At 66.6% G+C, this 20,979-nt stretch carries 20 protein-coding genes and 4 tRNA genes; 22 read left to right on the top strand and 2 right to left on the bottom strand.

Features of this window, described 5'->3' with window-relative positions; genetic code table 11:
• From ACESL5_RS06350 to kdsB, 14 genes are all read left to right on the top strand, one after another.
• On the top strand, positions 1–156 hold a 156-nt coding region (locus ACESL5_RS06350; RefSeq protein ID WP_372591935.1), incomplete at its 5' end, for an RsfS/YbeB/iojap family protein.
• A 3-nt stretch (positions 157–159) separates the two neighbouring features.
• Positions 160–630, top strand: a complete 471-nt coding sequence (gene rlmH, locus ACESL5_RS06345; RefSeq protein WP_372591934.1) for a 23S rRNA (pseudouridine(1915)-N(3))-methyltransferase RlmH — start codon at positions 160–162, stop codon at positions 628–630.
• 66 nt (positions 631–696) lie between these two features.
• Positions 697–1,359 (top strand): Maf family protein, encoded by a 663-nt coding sequence (locus tag ACESL5_RS06340; RefSeq protein ID WP_372591933.1) that lies wholly within the window; start codon positions 697–699, stop codon positions 1,357–1,359.
• Positions 1,352–2,836 carry a ribonuclease G gene (rng, locus tag ACESL5_RS06335; RefSeq protein ID WP_372591932.1) on the top strand — a complete coding sequence of 495 codons (1,485 nt, stop codon included), beginning with the start codon at positions 1,352–1,354 and terminating at the stop codon, positions 2,834–2,836. The genes ACESL5_RS06340 and rng overlap by 8 nt, the downstream gene beginning before the upstream one ends.
• Positions 2,837–2,934: 98 nt before the next feature.
• The gene (locus tag ACESL5_RS06330; RefSeq protein WP_372591931.1) at positions 2,935–6,822 is read left to right on the top strand and encodes a YhdP family protein; all 3,888 of its coding nucleotides are present in this window, start codon (positions 2,935–2,937) and stop codon (positions 6,820–6,822) included.
• A gap of 19 nt (positions 6,823–6,841) precedes the next feature.
• Complete coding sequence (locus ACESL5_RS06325; RefSeq protein ID WP_372591930.1) at positions 6,842–7,684, top strand: carbon-nitrogen hydrolase family protein; 843 nt, start codon at positions 6,842–6,844, stop codon at positions 7,682–7,684.
• A gap of 139 nt (positions 7,685–7,823) precedes the next feature.
• The gene (locus ACESL5_RS06320; RefSeq protein WP_372591929.1) at positions 7,824–8,912 is read left to right on the top strand and encodes a 3-deoxy-7-phosphoheptulonate synthase; all 1,089 of its coding nucleotides are present in this window, start codon (positions 7,824–7,826) and stop codon (positions 8,910–8,912) included.
• A complete protein-coding gene (locus ACESL5_RS06315; RefSeq protein ID WP_372591928.1) occupies positions 8,905–10,605 on the top strand; it encodes a mucoidy inhibitor MuiA family protein in 1,701 nt (566 codons plus the stop codon). Before ACESL5_RS06320 ends, ACESL5_RS06315 begins: the two co-directional genes overlap by 8 nt.
• Before the next feature lie 85 nt (positions 10,606–10,690).
• The gene (locus ACESL5_RS06310; protein WP_372591927.1) at positions 10,691–11,323 is read left to right on the top strand and encodes a MotA/TolQ/ExbB proton channel family protein; all 633 of its coding nucleotides are present in this window, start codon (positions 10,691–10,693) and stop codon (positions 11,321–11,323) included.
• On the top strand, positions 11,320–11,721 hold the full coding sequence (locus tag ACESL5_RS06305) for an ExbD/TolR family protein (RefSeq protein ID WP_372591926.1): 402 nt from the start codon (positions 11,320–11,322) through the stop codon (positions 11,719–11,721). Before ACESL5_RS06310 ends, ACESL5_RS06305 begins: the two co-directional genes overlap by 4 nt.
• The gene (gene msbA, locus ACESL5_RS06300) at positions 11,718–13,517 is read left to right on the top strand and encodes a lipid A export permease/ATP-binding protein MsbA (RefSeq protein WP_372591925.1); all 1,800 of its coding nucleotides are present in this window, start codon (positions 11,718–11,720) and stop codon (positions 13,515–13,517) included. The genes ACESL5_RS06305 and msbA overlap by 4 nt, the downstream gene beginning before the upstream one ends.
• Positions 13,510–14,556, top strand: coding sequence for a tetraacyldisaccharide 4'-kinase (lpxK, locus tag ACESL5_RS06295; protein ID WP_372591924.1), 1,047 nt, complete (start codon positions 13,510–13,512; stop codon positions 14,554–14,556). The genes msbA and lpxK overlap by 8 nt, the downstream gene beginning before the upstream one ends.
• Positions 14,557–14,564: 8 nt before the next feature.
• A complete protein-coding gene (locus ACESL5_RS06290; RefSeq protein WP_372591923.1) occupies positions 14,565–14,789 on the top strand; it encodes a Trm112 family protein in 225 nt (74 codons plus the stop codon).
• The gene (gene kdsB, locus ACESL5_RS06285; protein WP_372591922.1) at positions 14,786–15,556 is read left to right on the top strand and encodes a 3-deoxy-manno-octulosonate cytidylyltransferase; all 771 of its coding nucleotides are present in this window, start codon (positions 14,786–14,788) and stop codon (positions 15,554–15,556) included. Before ACESL5_RS06290 ends, kdsB begins: the two co-directional genes overlap by 4 nt.
• 9 nt (positions 15,557–15,565) lie before the next feature.
• Here the strand turns inward: kdsB and ACESL5_RS06280 are convergent, their stop codons facing one another.
• Together ACESL5_RS06280 and ACESL5_RS06275 are read right to left on the bottom strand one after the other, a co-directional pair.
• Positions 15,566–15,760, bottom strand: coding sequence for a hypothetical protein (locus ACESL5_RS06280; RefSeq protein WP_372591921.1), 195 nt, complete (start codon positions 15,758–15,760; stop codon positions 15,566–15,568).
• A gap of 5 nt (positions 15,761–15,765) precedes the next feature.
• A complete protein-coding gene (locus ACESL5_RS06275) occupies positions 15,766–16,197 on the bottom strand; it encodes a cupin domain-containing protein (protein WP_372591920.1) in 432 nt (143 codons plus the stop codon).
• Positions 16,198–16,240: 43 nt separating this feature from the next.
• On the opposite strand from ACESL5_RS06275, the gene ACESL5_RS06270 reads away from it, so the two are divergent.
• From ACESL5_RS06270 to ACESL5_RS06235, 8 genes are all read left to right on the top strand, one after another.
• Positions 16,241–16,597 (top strand): DUF2288 domain-containing protein, encoded by a 357-nt coding sequence (locus ACESL5_RS06270; RefSeq protein ID WP_372591919.1) that lies wholly within the window; start codon positions 16,241–16,243, stop codon positions 16,595–16,597.
• 136 nt (positions 16,598–16,733) lie between these two features.
• Entirely contained in the window at positions 16,734–17,825 is a 1,092-nt protein-coding gene (locus tag ACESL5_RS06265) for an alkene reductase (protein ID WP_372591918.1), read from the top strand.
• Between the two features lie 82 nt (positions 17,826–17,907).
• Positions 17,908–18,420, top strand: a complete 513-nt coding sequence (locus ACESL5_RS06260; protein WP_372591917.1) for a GlcG/HbpS family heme-binding protein — start codon at positions 17,908–17,910, stop codon at positions 18,418–18,420.
• 228 nt (positions 18,421–18,648) lie between these two features.
• Positions 18,649–18,724 (top strand) — tRNA-Asn (locus ACESL5_RS06255).
• Positions 18,725–18,726: 2 nt separating this feature from the next.
• Positions 18,727–18,803: transfer RNA gene (locus ACESL5_RS06250), tRNA-Arg, on the top strand.
• Positions 18,804–18,808: 5 nt separating this feature from the next.
• Positions 18,809–18,884, top strand: a tRNA-Glu gene (locus ACESL5_RS06245).
• 108 nt (positions 18,885–18,992) lie between these two features.
• Positions 18,993–19,068: transfer RNA gene (locus tag ACESL5_RS06240), tRNA-Glu, on the top strand.
• Positions 19,069–19,549: 481 nt separating this feature from the next.
• On the top strand, positions 19,550–20,476 hold the full coding sequence (locus tag ACESL5_RS06235; protein WP_372591916.1) for a cache domain-containing protein: 927 nt from the start codon (positions 19,550–19,552) through the stop codon (positions 20,474–20,476).
• Positions 20,477–20,979: the final 503 nt, after the last annotated feature.

Below are 20,979 nucleotides of genomic sequence, written 5' to 3'. Positions count from 1 at the left end.
CCGATGAACGTCGAGGGCGATGACACGCCGCAGACCGAGTGGGTGCTGGTCGACTTCATCGACGTGATCGTCCACCTGATGATGCCCGAGACCCGCGCGCTTTATCAGCTCGAGAAACTCTGGTCGGCCCCGGCCGCCGGTGACGCCTCGTCCTGATTCGTGCGGATCGAGCTGATCAGCGTCGGCCACAAGCTGCCCGGCTGGGCCGAGGAGGGCACGCAGACCTATCTCAAGCGCCTGCCGGCCGGCTGCCCGGTGCGCCTGACGGAAATTCCCGCCGCTCCCCGGGGCAAGAACGCCGACATCGACCGGGTCAAGACGATGGAGGCCGAGCGCATCGAGCGAGCCATCCCGTCCGGGGCTCGCGTGATCCTGTTCGACGAACGCGGACGGGATCGCGACACTCGCCAGTGGGCGGCCTCGCTGGGTGACTGGCTGGTCGATGGGCGGGATGTCGCCCTGGTGATCGGCGGGCCCGACGGCGTGGCCAAGTCGCTCAGGCAGCGCGCCGACGAGACCTGGCGGCTGTCGGCCCTCACCCTGCCGCACCCGCTGGTGCGCGTGCTGGTTGCCGAGCAGCTCTACCGCGCCTGGTCGCTGCACCAGAATCATCCCTATCACCGGGACTGACCCCGTGACAGGTCTTTCCTCGCCGAATGACCGACAAGGCAGGGGCCGAATCGTTAGAATGAACGCATGATCCCGGCCGACATCTCCCGCCGACCAACGCTCTGGCTCGCTTCGGGTTCGCCGCGTCGCCGGGCGTTGCTCGAGCAGGCAGGCTTCGTCATCGCCGGCCGGGCCGTCCCGCCGCGCGAGGTCGACGAGACGCTGCGACCGGGAGAGCCGGCGGAACGTGCCGCGATGCGGCTGGCTGGCGAGAAGCTGTTCGCCGCGCTCGACGACCCGGCGCTACCGGAAGGCGCGGTGCTGCTGGCGGCTGACACGCTGGTTATTTCGCCCGAAGGCGAGCCCATGGGCAAGCCGGTCGACGCCGCCGACGCCGTGCGGATGCTCTCTTCGCTGGCCGGGCGGGGTCACCGGGTGATCACCGCGGTGGCGGTCGGCGACGGCGAGGACGTCGAGGAGATCCTGGCGAGTTCGACGGTGCATCTGGCGGAGCTCGACGAGGCGACAGTGCGTGCCTATGTCGAGACCGGGGAACCGCTGGACAAGGCCGGCGGCTACGGCATCCAGGGGCTGGCGGCCTGTTTCGTCGAGCGGGTCGAGGGCGACTGCAGCGCGGTCGTCGGCCTGCCGCTCGCCGCGAGTCGAGCACTGCTGGCCCGCTCCGGTGTCCGGCCGGCATGGATGGATCGGGGCGAAAAGGAATACCAACGAGAATTCAGCAATGAGTGAAGAAGTCCTGATCAACATCACCCCGCAGGAAACGCGGATCGCGATGGTCGAGAACGGGGTCCTGCAGGAGATCAACATCGAGCGCTCGCGCTCGCGCGGGATGGTGGGCAACATCTACCGCGGCCGCGTGACCCGTGTGCTGCCGGGCATGGAGGCGGCGTTCATCGACATCGGCGAGGAGCGGGCGGCCTTCCTGCACGTCTCGGACGTCGAGCTGAAGACCGACACCCCGGATATCGAAGTGGAATCGGCGCCGCCCTCGATCGACACGCTGCTCCGGCCGGGCCAGAACCTTCTCGTCCAGGTGATCAAGGACCCGATCGGCACCAAGGGCGCCCGGCTGACCACCGAGATCACCATTCCCTCGCGCTACCTCGTCTACGTTCCCAACGGGCGCAACATCGGCGTCTCCAGCCGCATCGAGGACAAGACCGAGCGCGACCGGCTCAAGACCTCCCTGACGGAGCTGATCGTCGAGGAGGAAGGGAGCCTGGACGGCGTCGGCGGACTGATCCTGCGCACGGCCGCCGAGGGTGTCGACGCCGGGCAGCTCCAGCATGACTATCGCTTCCTGCGCCGCCTGTGGGCGAACCTCGCCGAGCGCCGGCAGGCGATGACCGATCCGGGCCTCGTCTACGAGGACCTGCCGCTGGCACTGCGCACGTTGCGCGATACCCTCGGCCAGTTCGTCGAGAAGATCCGCATCGACTCGCGCGAGACCTACCACCGCGCGGTCTCCTTCGCCGAGGAGATGGTCCCGGACATCCTGCCGATCGTCGAGCACTACCCCGGCGAGCGGCCCATCTTCGAGCTGCACAACATCGAGGAAGAGATCCAGCGCGCGCTGGAGAAGCGGGTGGCGCTCAAGTCGGGCGGCTACATCGTCATCGACCAGACCGAGGCGATGACCACGATCGACGTCAATACTGGCGCGTTCGTCGGCCACAAGACGCTCGAGGAGACGATCTTCAAGACCAACCTCGAGGCGGCCGCGGCCATCGCCCGTCAACTGCGCCTGCGCAATCTTGGCGGGATCATCATCATCGATTTCATCGACATGGCCGAGCCCGAGCACCGGGTGCAGGTGCACCAGGCGCTCAATCGCGCACTGGAGCGCGATCATGCCCGCACCAAGGTTTGCGATGTCTCCACGCTCGGTCTGGTGGAAATGACCCGAAAGCGGACCCGGGAATCGCTGGAACACGTGCTTTGCGAGACCTGTCCGGTCTGCGACGGGCGCGGCTCGGTGAAGACCGCGGAAACCGTCTGCTACGAGATTTTCCGCGAGGTCACCCGGGATGCCCGCCAGTACCAGCCCAAGAGCATGCTGGTAATCGCCAGCGCCTCGGTGATCGACCGCTTGCGCGAGGAAGACTCGACCTCTTTGGCCGAGTTGCAGGAATTCATCGGCGTTCCGCTTAAACTCCAGATAGACCTGCACTACATGCCCGAGCAATACGACATCGTCCTGATGTAGGGATACATGGGCACCGGGGGGAAGGAACCTCAGGGCCAAAGCGCCAGGTACGGATAAGGATGAGCAGCCAGAGCCAAGAACGCCGTGTCCGAAAGTGGATGCGCCGCCTGTTGATGGCGGTGGCATTCCTGCTGGTTTTCGTCGCGGTGCTAAGCGGGATGTCACGGGCGCTCCTGCCTTGGGCCGAGCGGTACCAGCCGGATCTCGAGGCCATGGTCAGCGCGCAGCTCGATGCGCCGGTCCGGTTCGGTACCGTCGACCTGCGCTGGCAGGGCTACCAGCCCCAGGTGGTGTTTCGTGACGTGACCGTCGGCTCGGGGCCGAGACTCGAGGCGCTGAGCCTCGGGCTGTCCTGGCGGCGCAGTCTCGTCGAGCGCCGCCTGGTGGCGGACAAGATCACCCTCGACGGGGCGAGATTCACCCTGATCCAGAACGAGGAGGGAGGTTGGTCGATCGCCGACCTGGCCCTGGAGCCCGGGCGCCAGGCCGAGGACCAGCCGGTCACCTGGGCGGAGGTCGAGCAGCAGGTGTCCCGACTCGGGCACCTTAGCCTTCGCGATGCCGAGGTCGAATTCCAGGCTCCCGACGGCCGCCGGGATACCCTGGTATTCAGCGTCGCCGCCGAGATGGAACGTGACGGCTGGCGGGCCTCGGGTGTGGCCGAGCTGCCCGGTGTCAGCGACGAGTCCCTGCGATTCTCCGGCGAGGGGCGGTTCGGCCGGGACATGGATGTCCGACTGTTCCTCGAGGTGGCCGACTGGCGGTTGAAGGAGGTCCAGAAACGGCTCGATCGCTACGGTGGGCCGACCATCCGTCGCACGCTGGGCGGTTGTCCCGCGCAGGTCGACCCGGGCTACTGCGAGGTCGGCATGCCCCGGGTCGATTCCGGTCGCCTCGACGGGCAGCTCTGGCTGGAGTGGGGGGAAAGCCGCCTCCAGGATGTCACCATCCGCGCGGACATCGCGGAACTGGCGGTCACCCGCGAGAACCTTCTTGACCAGTCGGACCGCCAGGCCAAGGTGTCCCGGGTCTCGACCCGATTGGCCTGGCGCCGCGAGGAGCAGGGCTGGCGCCTGAATGCCGAGGATATCGATGTCCGTCCCACGGAGGGTGGCCGCCTGCCCACGGACTTCGTCCGCATGTTGTCCCAGGGCGAGCGGTTAAGTTTTGCCACCAACCATGCGGATTTGGAGCATCTGGCCGTCTGGCTGGCGGCCGCGCCCCTGCCCACGGACTTCCTGGACCTCCTGGACCAGAACGTGCCGCGCGGGCAAGCCCGGGACGTTCGACTGGCATTCGACGGTGGCCGGCTGGTCGAGGGCTTCCTCGAACTGGAGAACTTCGGCAACACCACCGGTGTGCCGCTTCGACCGGTCGTGGGCACGGCGTCGGGCGAGGCCGGGGTGGATCTGACCCTGTACCGCCAGCCGGCCGGCTGGCTGGCGGAGATCGAGCAGCGAGACGTCATCCTGGCCATTCCCGGGTTGTTCCGTGAGCCGATTTGGCTGGATTATGTCAGCGGTCATCTCTACTCGTTCGATGAACACGGGGTCGGCCTGTACAGCCCCGATCTGGAGTTGTCCTCCCGCGGGCTGGATCTTGGCGGGCGGTTCTTCTTCCGCGAGGCCACCGGTGAGCGGGACGGCTATCTCGGCATCGACACCGGTTTCTCCCTGGCCGATACCCGCCGGGCGCCGGCCTATCTTCCCCGGCATCTGATCGGGCCAGGTGCTCTGGACTGGCTGGACCGCGCCCTGGAGGGCGAGGGGGCTACGGGGCAGGTCAGCGAGGGCCGGTTCATTTTCCATGGCGACCCGGCCCGAGCCCCGTTCCACGAGGGCGGGGGGCACTTCTCGGTCGTCTTCGACTTCGACGGGCTCACCCTGCCGTTCAGGGAGGCATGGCCGGCGCTATCCGAAGCCAGTGGGAATATCGCCTTCATCAACCGTCAGTTCCACGCATCGATCGACGAAGGGCAGGTGGCGCGTGCCGATGTCGGCGGTTCCCGGGTGAGCATTTTCGAACTCGAAGCGCCGCGGCTGGAGGTGGCCTTGGATCGGCGTCTGCCGCTGGATGACCTGCTGTGGAGCCTCGGACGCACACCCATCATGAGGGAAGATGCCCTTGCCGGTATTTCGGCGACGGGCGAGGGGCGTTTCGATCTCGATATCGGTCTCGGGCTCTACCGTGACGCCCCGCCACCGTCGATCACCGGCGGGTTCGTGTTCGACGGCAACCGTGTCGGGCTGGGCAATGGGCGCTTCACTCTCGACGATCTGGCTGGTCGCCTCGCCTTCGACGGTCCCCGGCTTTCCTCCGACGATATCCGCGGCCTGTTCCTCGGTCGACCGTTCAACGCCCGGGTCGCGCCGCGCGACTCGGAGATGCCGGCCACGCGGGTCACCGCAGAGACACGCCTGACGCCGGACGGCCTGCGCGAATTGCTGGGCGGTGAGGAGGGTCCGGCGATCGCCGAATTCCTGCCGCAGCATCTCGAGGGTGGCTCGGGCGTGTCGGTCCGGGTGGACGTGCCGCATGCCCGAGAACCCGTCGAGATCCGGGCGGAAAGCAACCTGATCGGATTGGGAGGCCGCCTGCCGGCTCCGCTGGCCAAGGACAAGGAAGCCGCTTGGCCGCTGGTCGTGGATCTGGCCCTTGACGGGGGGCGTCTTCGCACCCTCTCCGGCCGTATCGATGGCGACGAGCGTTGGCGTTTCGACCTCGGTTTCGACGACGGTCAGCTCGCCCGCAGCCTGATCTCCAATCGCGACGGTGAGGTCTCCCTGACGGGCGGCGCCCCCCACCAGGTGCACCTGGATCTCGATCTCCTTCGTCTCGATCCCTGGATGGACATCGACACGATGCCGTCCGGCGGGACGGGTGACGGCGGTTTGCAGGTCGACGCACGCATCGGGCGGCTGGGTCTCGGTGACTGGCAGTTAAGGGACGTGGCGATGGACTGGTCTGCCCGGGGCGAAGGCTGGAGGCTGGCCGTGGCGGGAGAGGAAAACCGGGGCCAGGTGACATTGGCGGGGCGAACGGAGGCGTCCGCCGGTCGATTGACCGGTGCGCTCGAACGCCTCCGGCTCCACCATCTCGATTCGGACGAGGGCTCGGACCACCGGGATCCGTCTCCCTTGTCTGCCTGGGACCTGTCGGCTTTGCCGCGCGTGGAGCTGGAGGTGGGCGCCCTAACTCTCGGCGACCGGGCCATGGGGCAGTTTCGCCTCGGCGCCCATGTTCAGGGCGGCGAGTACCTGCTCGACCGGGTCGATTGGCTGCCGAACCCGGACCTGTCGGTTTCCGGGAGCGGTCGGATCGTCAACGGCGTAAGCGAGGCGCCGCAGGGACAGCAGACCCGCCTGATGCTGACAGCAAAGAGCCGGGATCTCGGTGCGGCGATCGCGTCGATCACCGGAAATTCGCCTCTCTCGGGCGGGCAGATCGAGGAGGGTAACCTGTCGCTGAGCTGGCCAGGGTCGCCGGCCAGCTTCAGTCTCGCGCGGGCGATCGGGCACAGCCAGTTCCTGGTGACCGAGGGCGAGATCAGCCAGATCGCCCCCGGGGCCGGTCGCCTGGTGGGCCTGATGAGTCTCGGTGCGCTGGCCGACCGCTTGCGCTTCGATTTCCGCGACGTCACCCGCGAGGGTCTGTTCTTCGAGACGCTGACCGGGCGATTGCGCCTTGATCAGGGGCGGCTGAACGTCGACGCCCTCGAACTGGTCAACCCGTCACTTACCGCCCTGATCGATGGCCGGATGGAGCTCATCGAGAGCCGGCTTGACCTCACTGCCCGTATCTATGCCGATTACGGCATGTTGCTGCCGTTGATCGGCACGGTGGCCGGCGGGCCGCTGGTCGGTGGCGCGATACTGGCGTTGCAGCAGACCTTCAAGCAGCTCGACCAGGCCCCTGAACCGGATGTGACCTATCACATCGGTGGCAGCCTGGACGAGCCGATCGTGACGAGCGTCAAGGCGGAGTGAACGCCAGGAGGGGGTGACAATGAGTGGAACTGCCGAGCGACAGCCGCGGGTGGCCGTGGTGCAGATGAACGGCCGGGCCGACTGGAAAGGCAACCGGCCCGTGGTCGAGGGGCTGCTCGGCCAGGCCGCCGTGGGCGGGGCCGACGTGGCGGTGCTGCCCGAGAACCTGCTGGCAATGCCCGCCGATCCGCGCGACCTGGTGGCGATGGGCCGGGTGGATACCTCGCGAGCGGTCGAGGACCTTCGCGACATGGCCCGGCGCACGGGCATGTGGCTGGTAGCCGGCACGCTGCCCTTCGCCCCCGACGGTGAGGACGATCCCGATCGGGTGGTCCCGCGCACACTGGTGATCGCTGCGAACGGGGATATCGTCGCCCATTACGACAAGATTCACCTGTTCGACGTGACCCTGCCCGACGGCCAGGAGAGCTACCGGGAGTCGGCCGTATTCCGCGCTGGCACCGAGCCAGTCGTTGTGGATACTCCCGCCGGCCGGCTGGGGCTGGCGACCTGCTTCGACCTGCGCTTTCCCGAGTTGTTTCGCCGCCTGGTCGATCTGGGGGCGGAATGGTTCTGCCTGCCGTCGGCGTTCACCCAGGCCACCGGCCGGGCGCACTGGGAGGTGCTACTTCGCGCCCGGGCGATCGAGAACGGCTGCTGGATGGCGGCGGCGGCCCAGGTCGGGCGTCATGCCGACGGGCGTCAGACCTGGGGGCACAGCATGCTCGTCGACCCTTGGGGCGAGGTGCTCGCCGATTGCGGCGAATCGCCGGACACCGTGGCCGTGGCGACCTTCGATCGGCAGAAGCGGGATCGGCTGAGCCGGACCTTTCCGGTGCGCGATCTCAGGCGGTTGCGCTGAACACACCCGAGCCTCCACCGGGCGTGTCCGCTTTTGTCGACTCCCCATGGCGCAAAACGCGCTTGGCCTTTACCATGGGAACCGTTTCCCCGCCTCCTTTCGAGGGGCATCGCGACCAGTAACCGGACGACCAGAAGAGATGACCGTACAGACCGACGACCTGCGTATCGAGGAGATCCACCAGTTGACCCCGCCGGAGGTCTTCCGGGCCGAGTACGTGCTCTCCGAGCAGGGGGCGGAAACGGTCGCCCTGGCGCGTCGCGGCATTCAGGACATCCTGACTCGCCGTGACGATCGCCTGATGGTCGTGATGGGGCCGTGCTCGATTCACGACGTGGAGGCCGCGCGCGACTACGCCCGGCACCTGCGCGAGTTGGCCGAGGAGGTCAAGGAGGACATCCTTCTGGTGATGCGGGTGTATTTCGAGAAGCCGCGTACCACGGTCGGCTGGAAGGGGCTGATCAACGACCCGGACCTTGACGGCAGCTTCAACATCAACAAGGGCCTGGGCGTAGCCCGGGAGCTGCTGGTCGACCTGGCGGACATGGGCGTGCCCACCGCCACCGAATACCTCGACCTGATCAGTCCGCAGTACATCTCCGACTCGATCGCCTGGGGGGCGATCGGGGCGCGGACCACCGAGTCGCAGGTCCACCGCGAGCTCGCCTCGGGGCTGTCCTGCCCGGTGGGTTTCAAGAACGGCACGGATGGCGGGTTGCGGGTGGCGATCGACGCGATCCGTGCTTCGGCCCGTCCGCACCATTTCCTGTCGGTGACCAAGGCCGGGCGCTCGGCGATCTTCGCCACGAGCGGCAACCCCGACTGTCACATCATCCTCCGCGGCGGGCGCAGCACGAACTACGACGCGGCCAGCGTGAGCGAAGCCCTCGAGCAACTGCGCCAGACGGAGTTGCCCGAGCGGCTCATGATCGACTTCTCGCATGCCAACAGCCAGAAGCAGCACGCTCGCCAGATCCAGGTGGCCGAGGACGTGGCCGGGCAGATCGCCGGCGGCAACTCGGGCATCGTCGGGGCCATGGTCGAGAGCCACCTGGTGGCCGGCCGCCAGGATGTCGTTCCCGGCAAGCCGCTCACCTACGGCCAGAGCATTACCGACGCCTGCATCGGCTGGGACGACAGCCGCGCGGTGATCCACCGGCTGGCCGAGGCGGTTCGCGTTCGACGCGCCGGCGGAGGCGTGCTCGATGAGTTGCCGGAACATGGCTGATATCCCGCATCGCCGTCCGGGGCGCTCGCTCGCTGTCGGGCTGGGGCTGCTCGGTCTGAGCATCCTGTCGCCCGGGCTGGCGGCGGTCGACGAGCAAGGTGCCCCGGTTGCGGTACAAGAAGCCGGCGAGCACGCCATGGGCATCGACGGGGTCATGGTCGCCCCGTCGGGCGCCTGGATCACCCGGCGCCTCGATGATGCAACCATCGCGTCGATCCCCGACGGGGCGGTCGACTCCCACGGCCTTCAGTTGACCGATGCTTCGGGGCAACAAGGTCGCCTGTGGGTACTGGGGCTGCCCGCCGACATGGACACCGGATCGCTGCGCGTGAGTGGCAGCCGGGTCGACGAGACGATGGGTTTGCGTACCGAGAGGGAAGAGGTGACCGAAACGGCGCGCTTTCGCCGGTTGCAGGCCCAACTCGCCGAGGCCGAGGCCGAGGCGCGCGAGATCCGGGCCCTGCTCGAGGACAATGGTCTTCGCCGGGAAATCGCCCGCGAGCAGCTTGCGAGCCTTTCTCCCGAGGCGGGCAACCTGGACGCCATCTGGGCCGGCGACGGACCCGTTGCCGACTTGATGAGTCGCCTGACCGAGGAACGGCGCGTGCTTCTCGACCGGAGAGCCGAGAGTGACGAACGCCTGGGTGATCTCCGCGATCGGTTGGAGGAGTTGCGAGCGGCCGAGCCGGGCTGGAAGGTGGGTATCCCGCTGAACGGCGCGCCAACCGAAGATGAATCCGCAGACGCCCCGGCCATTCGACTGGACTATCGCGTCCAGCGGGCCGGCTGGGAGCCGGTCTACCAGGCGCGGCTGGACACGATCGAACGCCGGGTCGACTGGCGCATGGCCGCGCACGTCCACCAGCAGACCGGCGAGGACTGGCCGGCGGCCTCGATGACGCTGGTGACCAGCGACCATAGGCGTTTCTACCCAGTGCCCGCGCTGTCACCCCTGACCATCGGGTTCGTCGACCCGGACGGGCGTCCTCCCGTCGAACCGCTCACGATGATGGCCCCGTCCCTGATGTCCGACAGGGCGATCGAGGGCGCCAGTGCCACGGACGAGACCGGTTTTGCCTCCCGGATCGCCATCAACAAGCCGTCGCGGATCCCCAGCGGGCCGGGCGGGGTAAGCCTCGAGGTGTTCGAGCAGACCCTCGATGCCGATATCGAACTGCGCATCGCGCCCCAGACTTCGCGGGATGCGGTGCTGGTTGGGCGGTTCGAACCCAATGTCGCCCATCCGCTGCCGGCCGGTCGCTGGGAAATCCATAGGGATGGCCAGCAGCAGGCGAGCATGTCGCGTGGCGGACTGGGACCGGACGAGGAAGTCGAACTGAGCTTCGGTGTGGACCCCCGGCTGGCTGTGGAATACAAGCATCCTCCCGACGAGCGGGCGGGCCATGGACTGATCGGCAAGTTCAACCAGGTGGAACGACGCCGCCAGGTGGTGGTCAACAGTCGTCACGAGCAGGCGGTCCCGGTGACCGTGCTCATGCGCCTGCCCACGGCGCTGGATGCCGATATCGTGGTCGAGCCGCTCGGGGACATGACCAGCCCGGCGGAACGGGACTACGACGGGCAGGCCGGAGTCTGGGCCTACCGTCGTGAACTGGCGCCCGACCAGCCCTGGCAGATCGATTTCGCCTACCGCGTGCGCTGGCCGGAAGGCAAGGCGGTCTCGCCTTTCTGACCGGACGGCTACCCGGCGGCAGCGGGTGCTGCCGACCGTTTTTTCTTCAACCGACATTTTTCAGGGAAGAGGTTCAATCAGGAACATGCTTGACTTGGTATTGGCTGGCGGCGGCATGATGCTGCCGATTATCATTGCATCGGTGATCGCCATGGCGATCATCTTCGAGCGTCTGTACACCCTGCGGCGTAGCCGGGTGATGGGAGGCGATCCGGTCGGGACCGTGCAGTCCTGGCTTGGACACGGCGGACTGACCCAGGCTCGGCTATCCCAGTTGGCGCGACTGTCCCCGCTTGGTCAGATCCTGGCCGCGGGGCTGGCCGGCAGCCATTCGGCGCAGGAGATGCGCACCCGGATCGAGGATGCCGGCCGCCACGTGGCCCACCAGATGGAGCGCTACCTCAACACCCTCGGCACGATCGCCCTGATCACTCCGCTGCTGGGCCTGCTGGGAACGGTCATCGGCATCATCGACGTCTTCCAGGCGATCACGTCGAACAGCAGCGGTGGCATGGTGCCGCCCGAACTGCTGGCCGGCGGCATCGCCAAGGCGCTGGTCACCACGGCGGCTGGCATCATGGTGGCCGTGCCGGCGTTCATCTTCCATCGCTACTTCCGCGGCCTGATCGACGAGCTGATCATCGACATGGAAAGTGACGCGATCCGCCTGGTCGACATGCTCCACCCGGTCGACAACGCCCGGAGGCGCTCGGCATGAACTTCCGGCATCGGACACGCGAGCCGCTGGAGCTCAACCTGATTCCGTTGATCGATGTCGTCTTCATGCTGCTGATCTTCTTCATGCTGACGACCACGTTCGTGCACGACCGGGCCCTGAACGTCGCACTGCCCAAGGCCGAAGCCGGTAGCGAGGAGCGGGCGGACATCGAGAACCACGTCATCGAACTCGACACCCAGGGCAACATCGCCGTCGACGGCCATATGGTCGAACCTGACCTCCTGCCCGAACGGTTGCGGGAGATCGCCGACGACGGTCGGCCGGTGCTCCTCTGGGCGGATGCCGAGGTGGTCAATCAGCGCGTGGTGACGGTGCTCGACATGGCCCGACGGGCGGGCATCGAGAAGATCGGCCTGGGGACCATCCCTCCCAAATGAGCGACGAGTCGCTCAAGGCGCGCGCACACGCGTCGGCCGGCTGGGTCACCTACCGCCGGCTGCTGGCCTACACCTGGCGCTACACGCGCGTGCTGGTGATCGCGATCATCGGCATGGTGGTCGCCGGGCTCTCCGAAGTAGGGTTCGCCGCCCTGATGAAGCCGCTGCTCGACGGCAGTTTCGTCGAACGCGATCCGACCCTGATCATGCTGATGCCGCTGGCCCTGCTGGGCGTGTTCGTCTTCCGCGTGATCGGCGAGTTCGCCTCGAACTACGGCATGGCCTGGGTGGGGCGCTCGGTGATCCGTGACCTGCGCAGCGACACCTTTGATCAGGTGCTGCACCTGCCGCCGCGGTACTTCGATCGCGTGCCGTCCACCGAGGTCCTCACCCGGCTCAACTACCAGAGCGAGCAGGTTTCCGAGGCCGCCTCCAAGGCCCTGACGATCCTGATCCGGGACAGCGTCACGGTGATCGGCCTGCTGATCTGGATGCTGTACCTGTCGTGGCAGCTCACGCTTTTCATCCTGGTGCTGCTGCCGTTGCTGGTCGGCATGGTGGCGGGCATCTCGCGGGCCTTCCGGCGCTATGCGCGGCGTATCCAGGAGTCCATGGGGAAGGTGTCCCACGTCGCCGAAGAAACCATCACCGGGCACCGCGTGGTCAAGCTCTACGGTGGCGAGGACTACGAAAGCGAGCGGTTCGCGCGGCAGAACCAGTACAACTTCCGTGCCTTCATGAAGATGCAGGCCGTGCAGGCGGCCTCCTCGCCGATTACGCAGTTCGTGCTGGCCATCGGGGTGGCCGGCGTGGTGTGGTTCGCCACCAGCGGCGATCGTATGGACCAGATCAGCGTGGGCACCTTCGTGTCGTTCATCACCGCCCTGGCGATGACGCTGGCCCCGGCCAAGCGCCTGATCAACCTCAACGCCGTGATCCAGAAGGGCATCGCGGCGGGCGAAAGCCTTTTCGCGCTGCTCGACGAGCCCCGCGAGCACGACGCCGGCACCGGGACGGCGCACCGCGTCAGCGGCCGGATCGCGTTCGAGGACGTGTGGTTGAGCTACCGGGAAGCATCGTCCGGGGAGTTTGCGGACGAGGACTGGGTGTTGCGCGGGGTGAACCTCGAGATCCCGGCCGGCCAGACGGTCGCCTTCGTCGGCCAGTCGGGTGCCGGCAAGTCGAGCCTGATGGGCACGCTGCCGCGATTCGTCGAGATCCAGCGCGGTCGCATCCTGCTGGACGACACGCCGCACGATGCACTGCCGCTGGCCGAACTCCGGCGGCAGTTTGCCTACGTCTCGCAGGAGACGGTGCTGTTTAACGCCAGCATCGCCGCCAACATCGGTTATGCCGATGGCGCCGCATTCGACATGGATCGTGTGCGCGAGGCCGCCCGGGCGGCCTTCGCCGAGGAATTCATCGAGCATCTGCCCGAGGGTTTCGATACCAGCGTGGGTGAGAACGGCGTGTTGCTGTCCGGTGGCCAGCGACAGCGCATCGCGATCGCCCGCGCCCTGTACCGGGACGCGCCGATCCTGCTGCTCGACGAGGCCACCTCGGCGCTGGATACCCGCTCGGAGGGGTACATCCAGCGGGCGTTGGAAAACCTGACCCGGGGCCGGACCACGCTAGTGATCGCCCACCGCCTGTCGACCATCGAGCACGCCGACCGCATCGTGGTGATGGAAGGAGGTCGGGTGGTCGAGCAGGGTGGCCACGCCGAACTGCTGGCGGCCGACGGGGCCTACGCGGCGTTGTATCGGCTGCAGTTCGCCGAGCAGGACGATGCCTGATGGGAGCGTGGTGATGCGTTACCCGGCTTTCTGGCAGCGACGAGGTCTTACTGCGTGGCTGCTCTGGCCGCTCGGTGCGCTGGTCTGCCGGGAGGCCGAACGGAGGCTCCGCCGTGCCCGACCGCGCCGGCTTAAGTGCCCGGTGGTGGTCGTGGGAAACGTCACCGTGGGTGGTACCGGCAAGACCCCCGTGGTAATCGCGCTGGTCGAGGCGTTGCGGGAGGCCGGCTGGCAGCCCGGTGTGGTCAGCCGCGGATTTGGCGTGAAGCTCGGCATCGAACCCCTGGATCTGGCCGAGGCCGACGGGGCGACGACCTGCGGCGACGAGCCCTGGCTGATCCGGCAGCGCACCGGTGCGCCGGTGGTCGTCCATCCGCGCCGGCGACAGGCCGCCGAGCAACTGCTGGCACGCTACCCGGAAGTCGACGTGATCGTCAGCGACGATGGCCTGCAGCACCATCGTCTGCCGCGTGATGTCGAGTGGGTGATCGTCGACGGCAAGCGGGGACTGGGAAACGGCTTCTGCCTGCCCGCCGGTCCGCTGCGCGAACATCCCGATCGGCTCGGATCGGTGGACGCGGTGCTGATCAATGGCCCAAGCGGGACCACGGGGCTGCCCGCGGACGAAGGGGGCAATCCCGAGACGTACCGGATCGATTTCGCCCTCGAGGGGTTTCGTGATCTTTTCGACGGCAGCGAATGTCCGCCGGATGCCCTGAGGGGCGAGCGGGTGACGGCCATCGCCGGTATCGGCAACCCGTCGCGGTTCTTCGACATGCTCGTGGCCAGCGGGATACAAGTCGATGCCGTACCCCTCGATGATCACGCTGCGCCGGAGGCCGAGATGGTGGGGCGACTACTGCACAAGGGGCGTACGATTGTCATCACCGAGAAGGATGCGGTGAAATGGCCCATGCCGCCCGACCGCCCCGGCCAGGTACTGGTGGCGCGTGGGGGCATCGCGCTGCCCCGGACGCTGCTGGACCGGGCCATCGCCGGCCTCGAGGCCCGGCGCAAGAACCAACCGACAACAAGGTAAGCCTGCCGATGGACAAGAAGCTTCTCGACATCCTCGTGTGTCCCGTCACCAAGGGGCCGTTGATCTACGACAAGGCCAATGCCGAGCTGATCTCGCTTTCGGCCCATCTCGCCTACCCGATCCGGGACGACATTCCGGTCATGCTCGAGGACGAGGCGCGCAGGCTGTCCGACGACGAGTACGAGGCCTGGCGCAAGAAGCACCCGGCCACGGCGGGGGAGTCCGGATCATGATGGCCGAGGACGACTGGGTCATCATTCCGGCGCGCTATGCCTCCAGCCGCCTGCCGGGCAAGCCGATGGCCGACATCAACGGGCGCCCCATGATCCAGTGGGTCTATGAACGCGCGGTGGCGGCCGGCAGCGAGCACGTGGTGGTGGCCACCGATGACGAGCGGATCCAGGAGGCGGTCAACGCCATCGGCGCGCGTGCCGTGCTCACCAGCGAAGGGCACGAGTCGGGCACCGACCGGCTGGCGGAGGTGATCGACTTCCTCGAGCTGCCGGACGAGACGGTGGTGGTCAACCTGCAGGGCGACGAGCCGATGATGCCGCCAATACTGCTGGCCCAGGTGGCCAGGCTGCTTCGGTCCAAGCCGGATGCCGCCATGGCCACCCTGATGGTGCCGATCGTCGAGCAACGGGAGTTCCTGTCGCCGGACGCGGTGAAGGTGGTGGCGAACGAGCGGGACGAGGCCCTGTACTTCTCGCGCGCACCGATCCCCTTTCACCGGGACGGCCTGCCCGAACCCGGCGAGGCCGGCATCTACGGTTTCCGTCACCTCGGGTTGTACGCGTACCGGGCGGGGTTCCTGCGGCGATTCGTGGAAACGCCGAGCCCGGAAATGGAGCAGTTTGAAAAGCTCGAGCAGCTGCGCGCGCTGTCGATGGGCGAGACGATCGCCATCGAGATCGCCGAGGTCACACCCCCGCCGGGGGTGGACACGTCGACCGACCTCGAGCGCGTGCGCCGGGAACTGGCCGAGGACGCGTCGGACTGACTGCCGGCGTCAGGACGGGTTGTTGTCGTCTTGCCGCGGCTCGGTGGCCTTCGACTTGCGCTTGAGATAGATCGCCAGGCTGACGCCCCAGATCAGGAAGAGCAGCACGCCGGCGCCGTGCCCGAGGTACAGGGTGGCGACCATGATGCTGCCCAGGATCAGGGTGACGAGCAGGAATTCCAGGGTGCTGCGTTGGATGACCATGTCGTTCAGGCTTCGCTTTCGTTCTCGTTCGGGGCGACGGGGTCGACGAATTCGGTATCCTCGTCGCGATAGGCCGGCTGGCAGATGCAGAGGAAACGCAGGGGTGCCTCGCTCTTCGTCTCGATCCGGTGAGCCTGGCCGGGTGCGATCCGGATGATATCACCCGGGACTACCGCGAATCGTTCCCCGTCCAGATCCATTACACCGGCGCCGTCAAGGATGTGATAGACCTCCTCGGCGATGGGATGGCGGTGCAGCCGTGTCGAATGCCCGGGTTCGACCTCGGCCTCGGCAACGCTCATCCGCTCGATGGCGTGATGGCTCGGATGCATCAGTTCGCGCACCCGCGAGCCGTCCGGCGCCCGGATCACCTCGCTCCGGCTGCGATGATTGAGGTAGCTCGAGCGGTCGGGCGCAGGTCTCCGGCGCTTCGCCATCGGCAGGTTCTCCTCTCGGAACAAATTTCAAGAAGGGCAGATCATGACAGAAATCCGCGACAATCCGCAGACACCGCCGGACCCCAGCATGGACGACGATGCGCTCTACCACGAACTGGTGGGGCAGACGGCCAAGGCCGACTGGGAAGAGCTCGAACGCTTCTTCGCCAAGGGGCAGATCGTGAAGGTCGATGGGGCCATCGACCTGGTCGACGTGGCGATGGCGATGGTCCGTGACCGGGCCGAGCGCTTCAAGACCTGGCAGGAGGCGGGGCAGGTGGCCCCGCTGGACACCGACACCGCGCGACGCTGGGCGGGGGGCGAAGCGACCCTGTGGGCGGTGGTTACCCCGCCCTGGATCCTGGTCCAGGAGGCCGACAGCGCCCCGGCCCGTCACTGACGTCGGGCGTCTTGGCGAACGGTGAGATTGGCAATTCGTCCCGACGTCGGCTACAAAGTAGCCAGCTAACCAAATCTTCCTGCCGGCCCGAACCCGATACCCGGTCGGTGCCGGCACCAACCGTCTTCGAGGTTCCATGAGTCAGACTTCCGTGCTTCTTACCCCGGTCGCCCTTGGTGACCTGGCATTGCCCAACCGCGTGGTCATGGCGCCCCTGACCCGTTGCCGGGCGACGGTGCCGGGCAATATCCCCAACGAGATGATGCGGACCTACTACCGGCAGCGCGCCGGTGCGGGCCTGATCATCAGCGAGGCCACCCAGGTGGTGCCCGAAGGGCAAGGGTATCCGGCCACTCCCGGCATTCACAGCGACGAGCAACAGGCCGGCTGGGAGATGATCACCCGAGCCGTGCACGATGCCGGGGGTCGGATCGTGCTCCAACTCTGGCACGTCGGGCGGGTGTCGCATTCCGACTTCCAGCCCGGAGGCAAGCTGCCCGTAGCGCCGTCGGCGATCGCCATCGACGGCGAGGGCTACGTGCCGTCGGGGGAGAAGAAGCCCTTCGAGACGCCCCGGGCCCTGGAGAGCGAAGAGATCCCGGAACTGGTCAAGGCTTACGCCCGGGCCACCGAGCGTGCACTGGAGGCGGGCTTCGACGGCGTGGAGGTGCATGCCGCCAACGGGTACCTGATCGACGAGTTCCTGCGCGACGGCACCAACAAGCGGACCGACCGCTACGGCGGGTCGCTCGAGAATCGCATGCGGTTCCTCGACGAGGTGCTCGATGCGGTCACCGACGTGGCCGACGCGTCACGTACGGGAATCCGGATCTCGCCCCTGCAGCCATTCAACGGCATGTCCGACAGCAATCCCTGGGAGACGTTCTCCCATCTGGTGCGCAGGCTGAACCCGCGCGGGCTGGCCTACCTGCATATTGCCGGCATGGGCGAGGACGAACCGGGTGCGGCTGGACCCGCTTTCGACCTGGCCGATCTGGTGCCTCTGTTCGACGGGCCGGTCATCCGAAACTACCAGTACGACCTCTCCCGGGCGGAAGCGGACGTGAGCGAGGGTCGGGGCGATGCGGTCGCTTTCGGCGTGCCGTTCATCGCCAATCCCGACCTGGTCGAGCGCATCCGGCGGGGTGCTTCGTGGAACGAGGCCGACTCCAGTACTTTCTACGGTGGTGGGGAGAAGGGTTACATTGACTACCCGACGCTGGACTGACAGCAATTCACGTTCACGCTTGAAAACCAAGGGGCCAAGCGAGCCCGGAAAACCGAGAACTAACCCAGAGGAAGGAAACGTAATGAAAACCATCCGCAACAGCATCCGTCGCACCGCTCTGGCCGCCGGCCTGGCAGTGGCCGGGTCGGCCGGCATGGCCTCGGCATCCGACCAGCCGCTCACCGTCGGCGTCGATCGCCTGTCGATGGAGATGGCGCTCAAGGCTGCCCAGGCGACCATCGAGGCTTGCCGTGACGAGGGTATCCAGGTCGGGGTGACGGTCGTTGACCGGGGCGGCAACGAACAGGTCGTGCTCCGCGACGTGCTTGCCCCGGATCTGACCCTCAGCATCTCCAAGATGAAGGCCTACACGGCCATGTCGTTCAATACGGCCACGTCTACCCTCGAGGAGCGCGGCCAGGGCGCCCTGGGCAACGTGCCGGGGCTCATGATGGGTGCCGGTGGCGTGACCATCGAGGCCGGTGGCAAGACCTACGGCGCCATCGGCGTGTCGGGCGCTCCCTCGGGCGAGACCGACGAGATGTGCGCCCGCCGGGGTGCCGAGGCCGTGGCCGAGGAACTGGAGTTCCTCTGAGCCGGGTCTAAACGGCTTCCCGAGTTGACCCCCGAACGTGTCGAGATGGCAATGCCATGCCGAATCAACCGCTTGGGGTCGAACAGGGCCGGGAAGCGTTCCGCGTACCGAGCGGAACGCGCTCCGGCGGGGCGGTGCAGCGGTACGGATGACCGCATTTTTTATGCCGAAGGTGTTGACGCCTCCCCCTCGGATCATTAATATGCCGCCCCACGTCGAGAGACGTATTCCCCGATAGCTCAGTTGGTAGAGCAAGTGACTGTTAATCACTGGGTCGCTGGTTCGAGTCCAGCTCGGGGAGCCAAAGCGCCCGTAGCTCAGTTGGATAGAGCGTCTGGCTACGAACCAGAAGGTCGGGAGTTCGAATCTTCCCGGGCGCGCCATCTAGGTCCCCATCGTCTAGAGGCCTAGGACACCGCCCTTTCACGGCGGTAACAGGGGTTCGAATCCCCTTGGGGACGCCATTTGTTAGGGCAGTGCGTGATACACGTGCTGCCCTAATTGTTGGTCACTACCAGGCGTGGTGATCGACCCGAAAATCGGGCGGGGTCGAGAGGCCCCGGCCACACTAGGTCCCCATCGTCTAGAGGCCTAGGACACCGCCCTTTCACGGCGGTAACAGGGGTTCGAATCCCCTTGGGGACGCCATACTTTTGCCGGGATCTGAAGAAGTTCCGGGCACGCAAAAAGCCCCGCCAGCGGTTATCGCTGGCGGGGCTTTTTCGTTGTCCCTGCCGGGGGCGCCCGGGAGGCGCGCCCGGCCTTGACCCGGGAGGTTTGCTTCGGTTTTCCGGCCTGACCTGTCTCGAGTGAGGCGTGCCAGCGCGTCTGCTGGCGGTCCCGAATCGAAGGCCATGCCCGGCTAACCGTTGCCCCCGCCATTCATGGGCCCGTGATCCCATCATCGCGACATCCGGCTTGTCATTGACCATGAGCGCCCGTTAATCCTGATCCGACAGATTCGCGCCAAGGAGTCGGTGGTGAACTCGACTTCGGTTCGCCTCCAAAGAGGAAGGAAAATGAGTCGCCCCGGGAACTGCTGCTAATCTTGAATACGCACGATGACAGATCCACCGAGTGGAGGGCCAAACGAATGGCCGATTCGTCTTCGAAACCGCGGAGCCCCCGGATGCTGAACGGCAAGCCTGCAAGAATGCGAACAGCCGGCTCCATTCATGCAGGCGGCGCACGGCGCGTCCTTATGAGCGCAGTGCTCACGATGCTTCTGGTCGTCACGACCGGTGTGACGCAGGCCGAAACGGCAGTCAGCCATGAGCAGTTGTCCGCTTTCGTGAAAGAGGCTGTCCACAAGCTGAGCCAGGAAGGCGAAGCGGCGTTCGAGGACTTTCGCAGGCGAGGGGGCGAATGGTTTCAGGGGGACCGCTATGTCTTCGTGTGGGGTCTGGACGGTACACGCTACGTCTACCCGCCGGACCCCGCCGCGGAAGGACGGAACATGCTCGGTTTGAGGGACATCAACGACAAACCCATCGGAGTCTGGTTTGTGGAGCAGGCGGCCACGGAGCCGGGTCACGGTTGGGTCCACTACCAATGGCCCCGGCCAAACGAGCTCTTTCCTTCCTGGAAGTCGACCTACATCGAACGCGCCGTCGGTCCCGATGGTGAGCGCTACCTGGTCGGTTCCGGACAGTACGACATGCCGCTGACGCGGGCTATCCTGATCGACCTCGTCGACGATGCCGCCAAGCTCCTCGAGGAGCGCGGCCAAACTGCGTTCGCCCGGTTGCGCGACGCGTCTGACGAGTTCATCTTCATGGACACCTATGTCTTCGTGCTGGATACCGCCGGGACCGAACTCGTAAACCCGGCATTCCCCAACCTGGAAGGGCGTAATCTCATGGATTACGAAGACGCCGCGGGGAATCGTCTCGTGAAGGAAATGATCACCCGAACGGAAGGCGGCAGTGCCTGGGTGGAGTACTACTGGCCCCGGCCCGGTTCCGCCGAGTCGGTGCGCAAGGTGGCTCACGTACGACGCGTGCGCGTCAAGGATGAAGAGTGGGTTGTCGGTGCCGGGATGTATGAGGCGAGATAACGGCGCCCCGTGGTCCCGGATTGTTTGATCCAGGCCGGCACCAAGGTGATTCCCTCCAATCGCCGGGTAGTCACGTGGGATTCTCGCTTGGGGGCGATGGTCTCCAAGACGCCTTTTCCGGTTTTGAAACAAGGCGGGCTAACCCTGGTTTCATCAATACGGTCCATCGGGATGCGGCTATCGCTAATGGGCCCGAGATGCCGTTTGCATCGCGAAGGGGTCCCCTTTTGGGGAACGCCATATCGTCCGCCCTGGCATCGAGGAGAGGTGCCGGGCATGTAAAAAGCCCCGCCAGCATCGCTAGCGGGGCTTTATCGTTACGCCTGCCGGCGGGGCAGCCGGGTTGCCCCGGCCTTGACCCGCATTGGAGGGGTTTAGCGTGCCGGGCCGCCTTGGCCGGCACCCGGACCCACGCCGCCGCCTGCCTGCATGCCGCTGGTCAGGGTGGCATCGAGCTTGCCTCGGGCGTTCTGGTCCATCACGCCCAGCATTTCGTCTTCTCC

It is taken from the genome of Guyparkeria sp. (genome assembly GCF_041687595.1).
GTDB lineage: Bacteria > Pseudomonadota > Gammaproteobacteria > Halothiobacillales > Halothiobacillaceae > Guyparkeria.
This window is presented reverse-complemented; position numbering and strand designations above follow the sequence as displayed.

Coding starts and splice junctions, on each gene's coding strand:
- ACESL5_RS06340 (WP_372591933.1), top strand. CDS start 697: ATGATCCCGGCCGACATCTCCCGCCGACCAACGCTCTGGCTCGCTTCG.
- rng (WP_372591932.1), top strand. CDS start 1,352: ATGAGTGAAGAAGTCCTGATCAACATCACCCCGCAGGAAACGCGGATC.
- ACESL5_RS06330 (WP_372591931.1), top strand. CDS start 2,935: ATGCGCCGCCTGTTGATGGCGGTGGCATTCCTGCTGGTTTTCGTCGCG.
- ACESL5_RS06325 (WP_372591930.1), top strand. CDS start 6,842: ATGAGTGGAACTGCCGAGCGACAGCCGCGGGTGGCCGTGGTGCAGATG.
- ACESL5_RS06320 (WP_372591929.1), top strand. CDS start 7,824: ATGACCGTACAGACCGACGACCTGCGTATCGAGGAGATCCACCAGTTG.
- ACESL5_RS06315 (WP_372591928.1), top strand. CDS start 8,905: ATGGCTGATATCCCGCATCGCCGTCCGGGGCGCTCGCTCGCTGTCGGG.
- ACESL5_RS06310 (WP_372591927.1), top strand. CDS start 10,691: ATGCTTGACTTGGTATTGGCTGGCGGCGGCATGATGCTGCCGATTATC.
- ACESL5_RS06305 (WP_372591926.1), top strand. CDS start 11,320: ATGAACTTCCGGCATCGGACACGCGAGCCGCTGGAGCTCAACCTGATT.
- msbA (WP_372591925.1), top strand. CDS start 11,718: ATGAGCGACGAGTCGCTCAAGGCGCGCGCACACGCGTCGGCCGGCTGG.
- lpxK (WP_372591924.1), top strand. CDS start 13,510: ATGCCTGATGGGAGCGTGGTGATGCGTTACCCGGCTTTCTGGCAGCGA.
- ACESL5_RS06290 (WP_372591923.1), top strand. CDS start 14,565: ATGGACAAGAAGCTTCTCGACATCCTCGTGTGTCCCGTCACCAAGGGG.
- kdsB (WP_372591922.1), top strand. CDS start 14,786: ATGATGGCCGAGGACGACTGGGTCATCATTCCGGCGCGCTATGCCTCC.
- ACESL5_RS06280 (WP_372591921.1), bottom strand. CDS start 15,760: ATGGTCATCCAACGCAGCACCCTGGAATTCCTGCTCGTCACCCTGATC.
- ACESL5_RS06275 (WP_372591920.1), bottom strand. CDS start 16,197: ATGGCGAAGCGCCGGAGACCTGCGCCCGACCGCTCGAGCTACCTCAAT.
- ACESL5_RS06270 (WP_372591919.1), top strand. CDS start 16,241: ATGACAGAAATCCGCGACAATCCGCAGACACCGCCGGACCCCAGCATG.
- ACESL5_RS06265 (WP_372591918.1), top strand. CDS start 16,734: ATGAGTCAGACTTCCGTGCTTCTTACCCCGGTCGCCCTTGGTGACCTG.
- ACESL5_RS06260 (WP_372591917.1), top strand. CDS start 17,908: ATGAAAACCATCCGCAACAGCATCCGTCGCACCGCTCTGGCCGCCGGC.
- ACESL5_RS06235 (WP_372591916.1), top strand. CDS start 19,550: ATGCTGAACGGCAAGCCTGCAAGAATGCGAACAGCCGGCTCCATTCAT.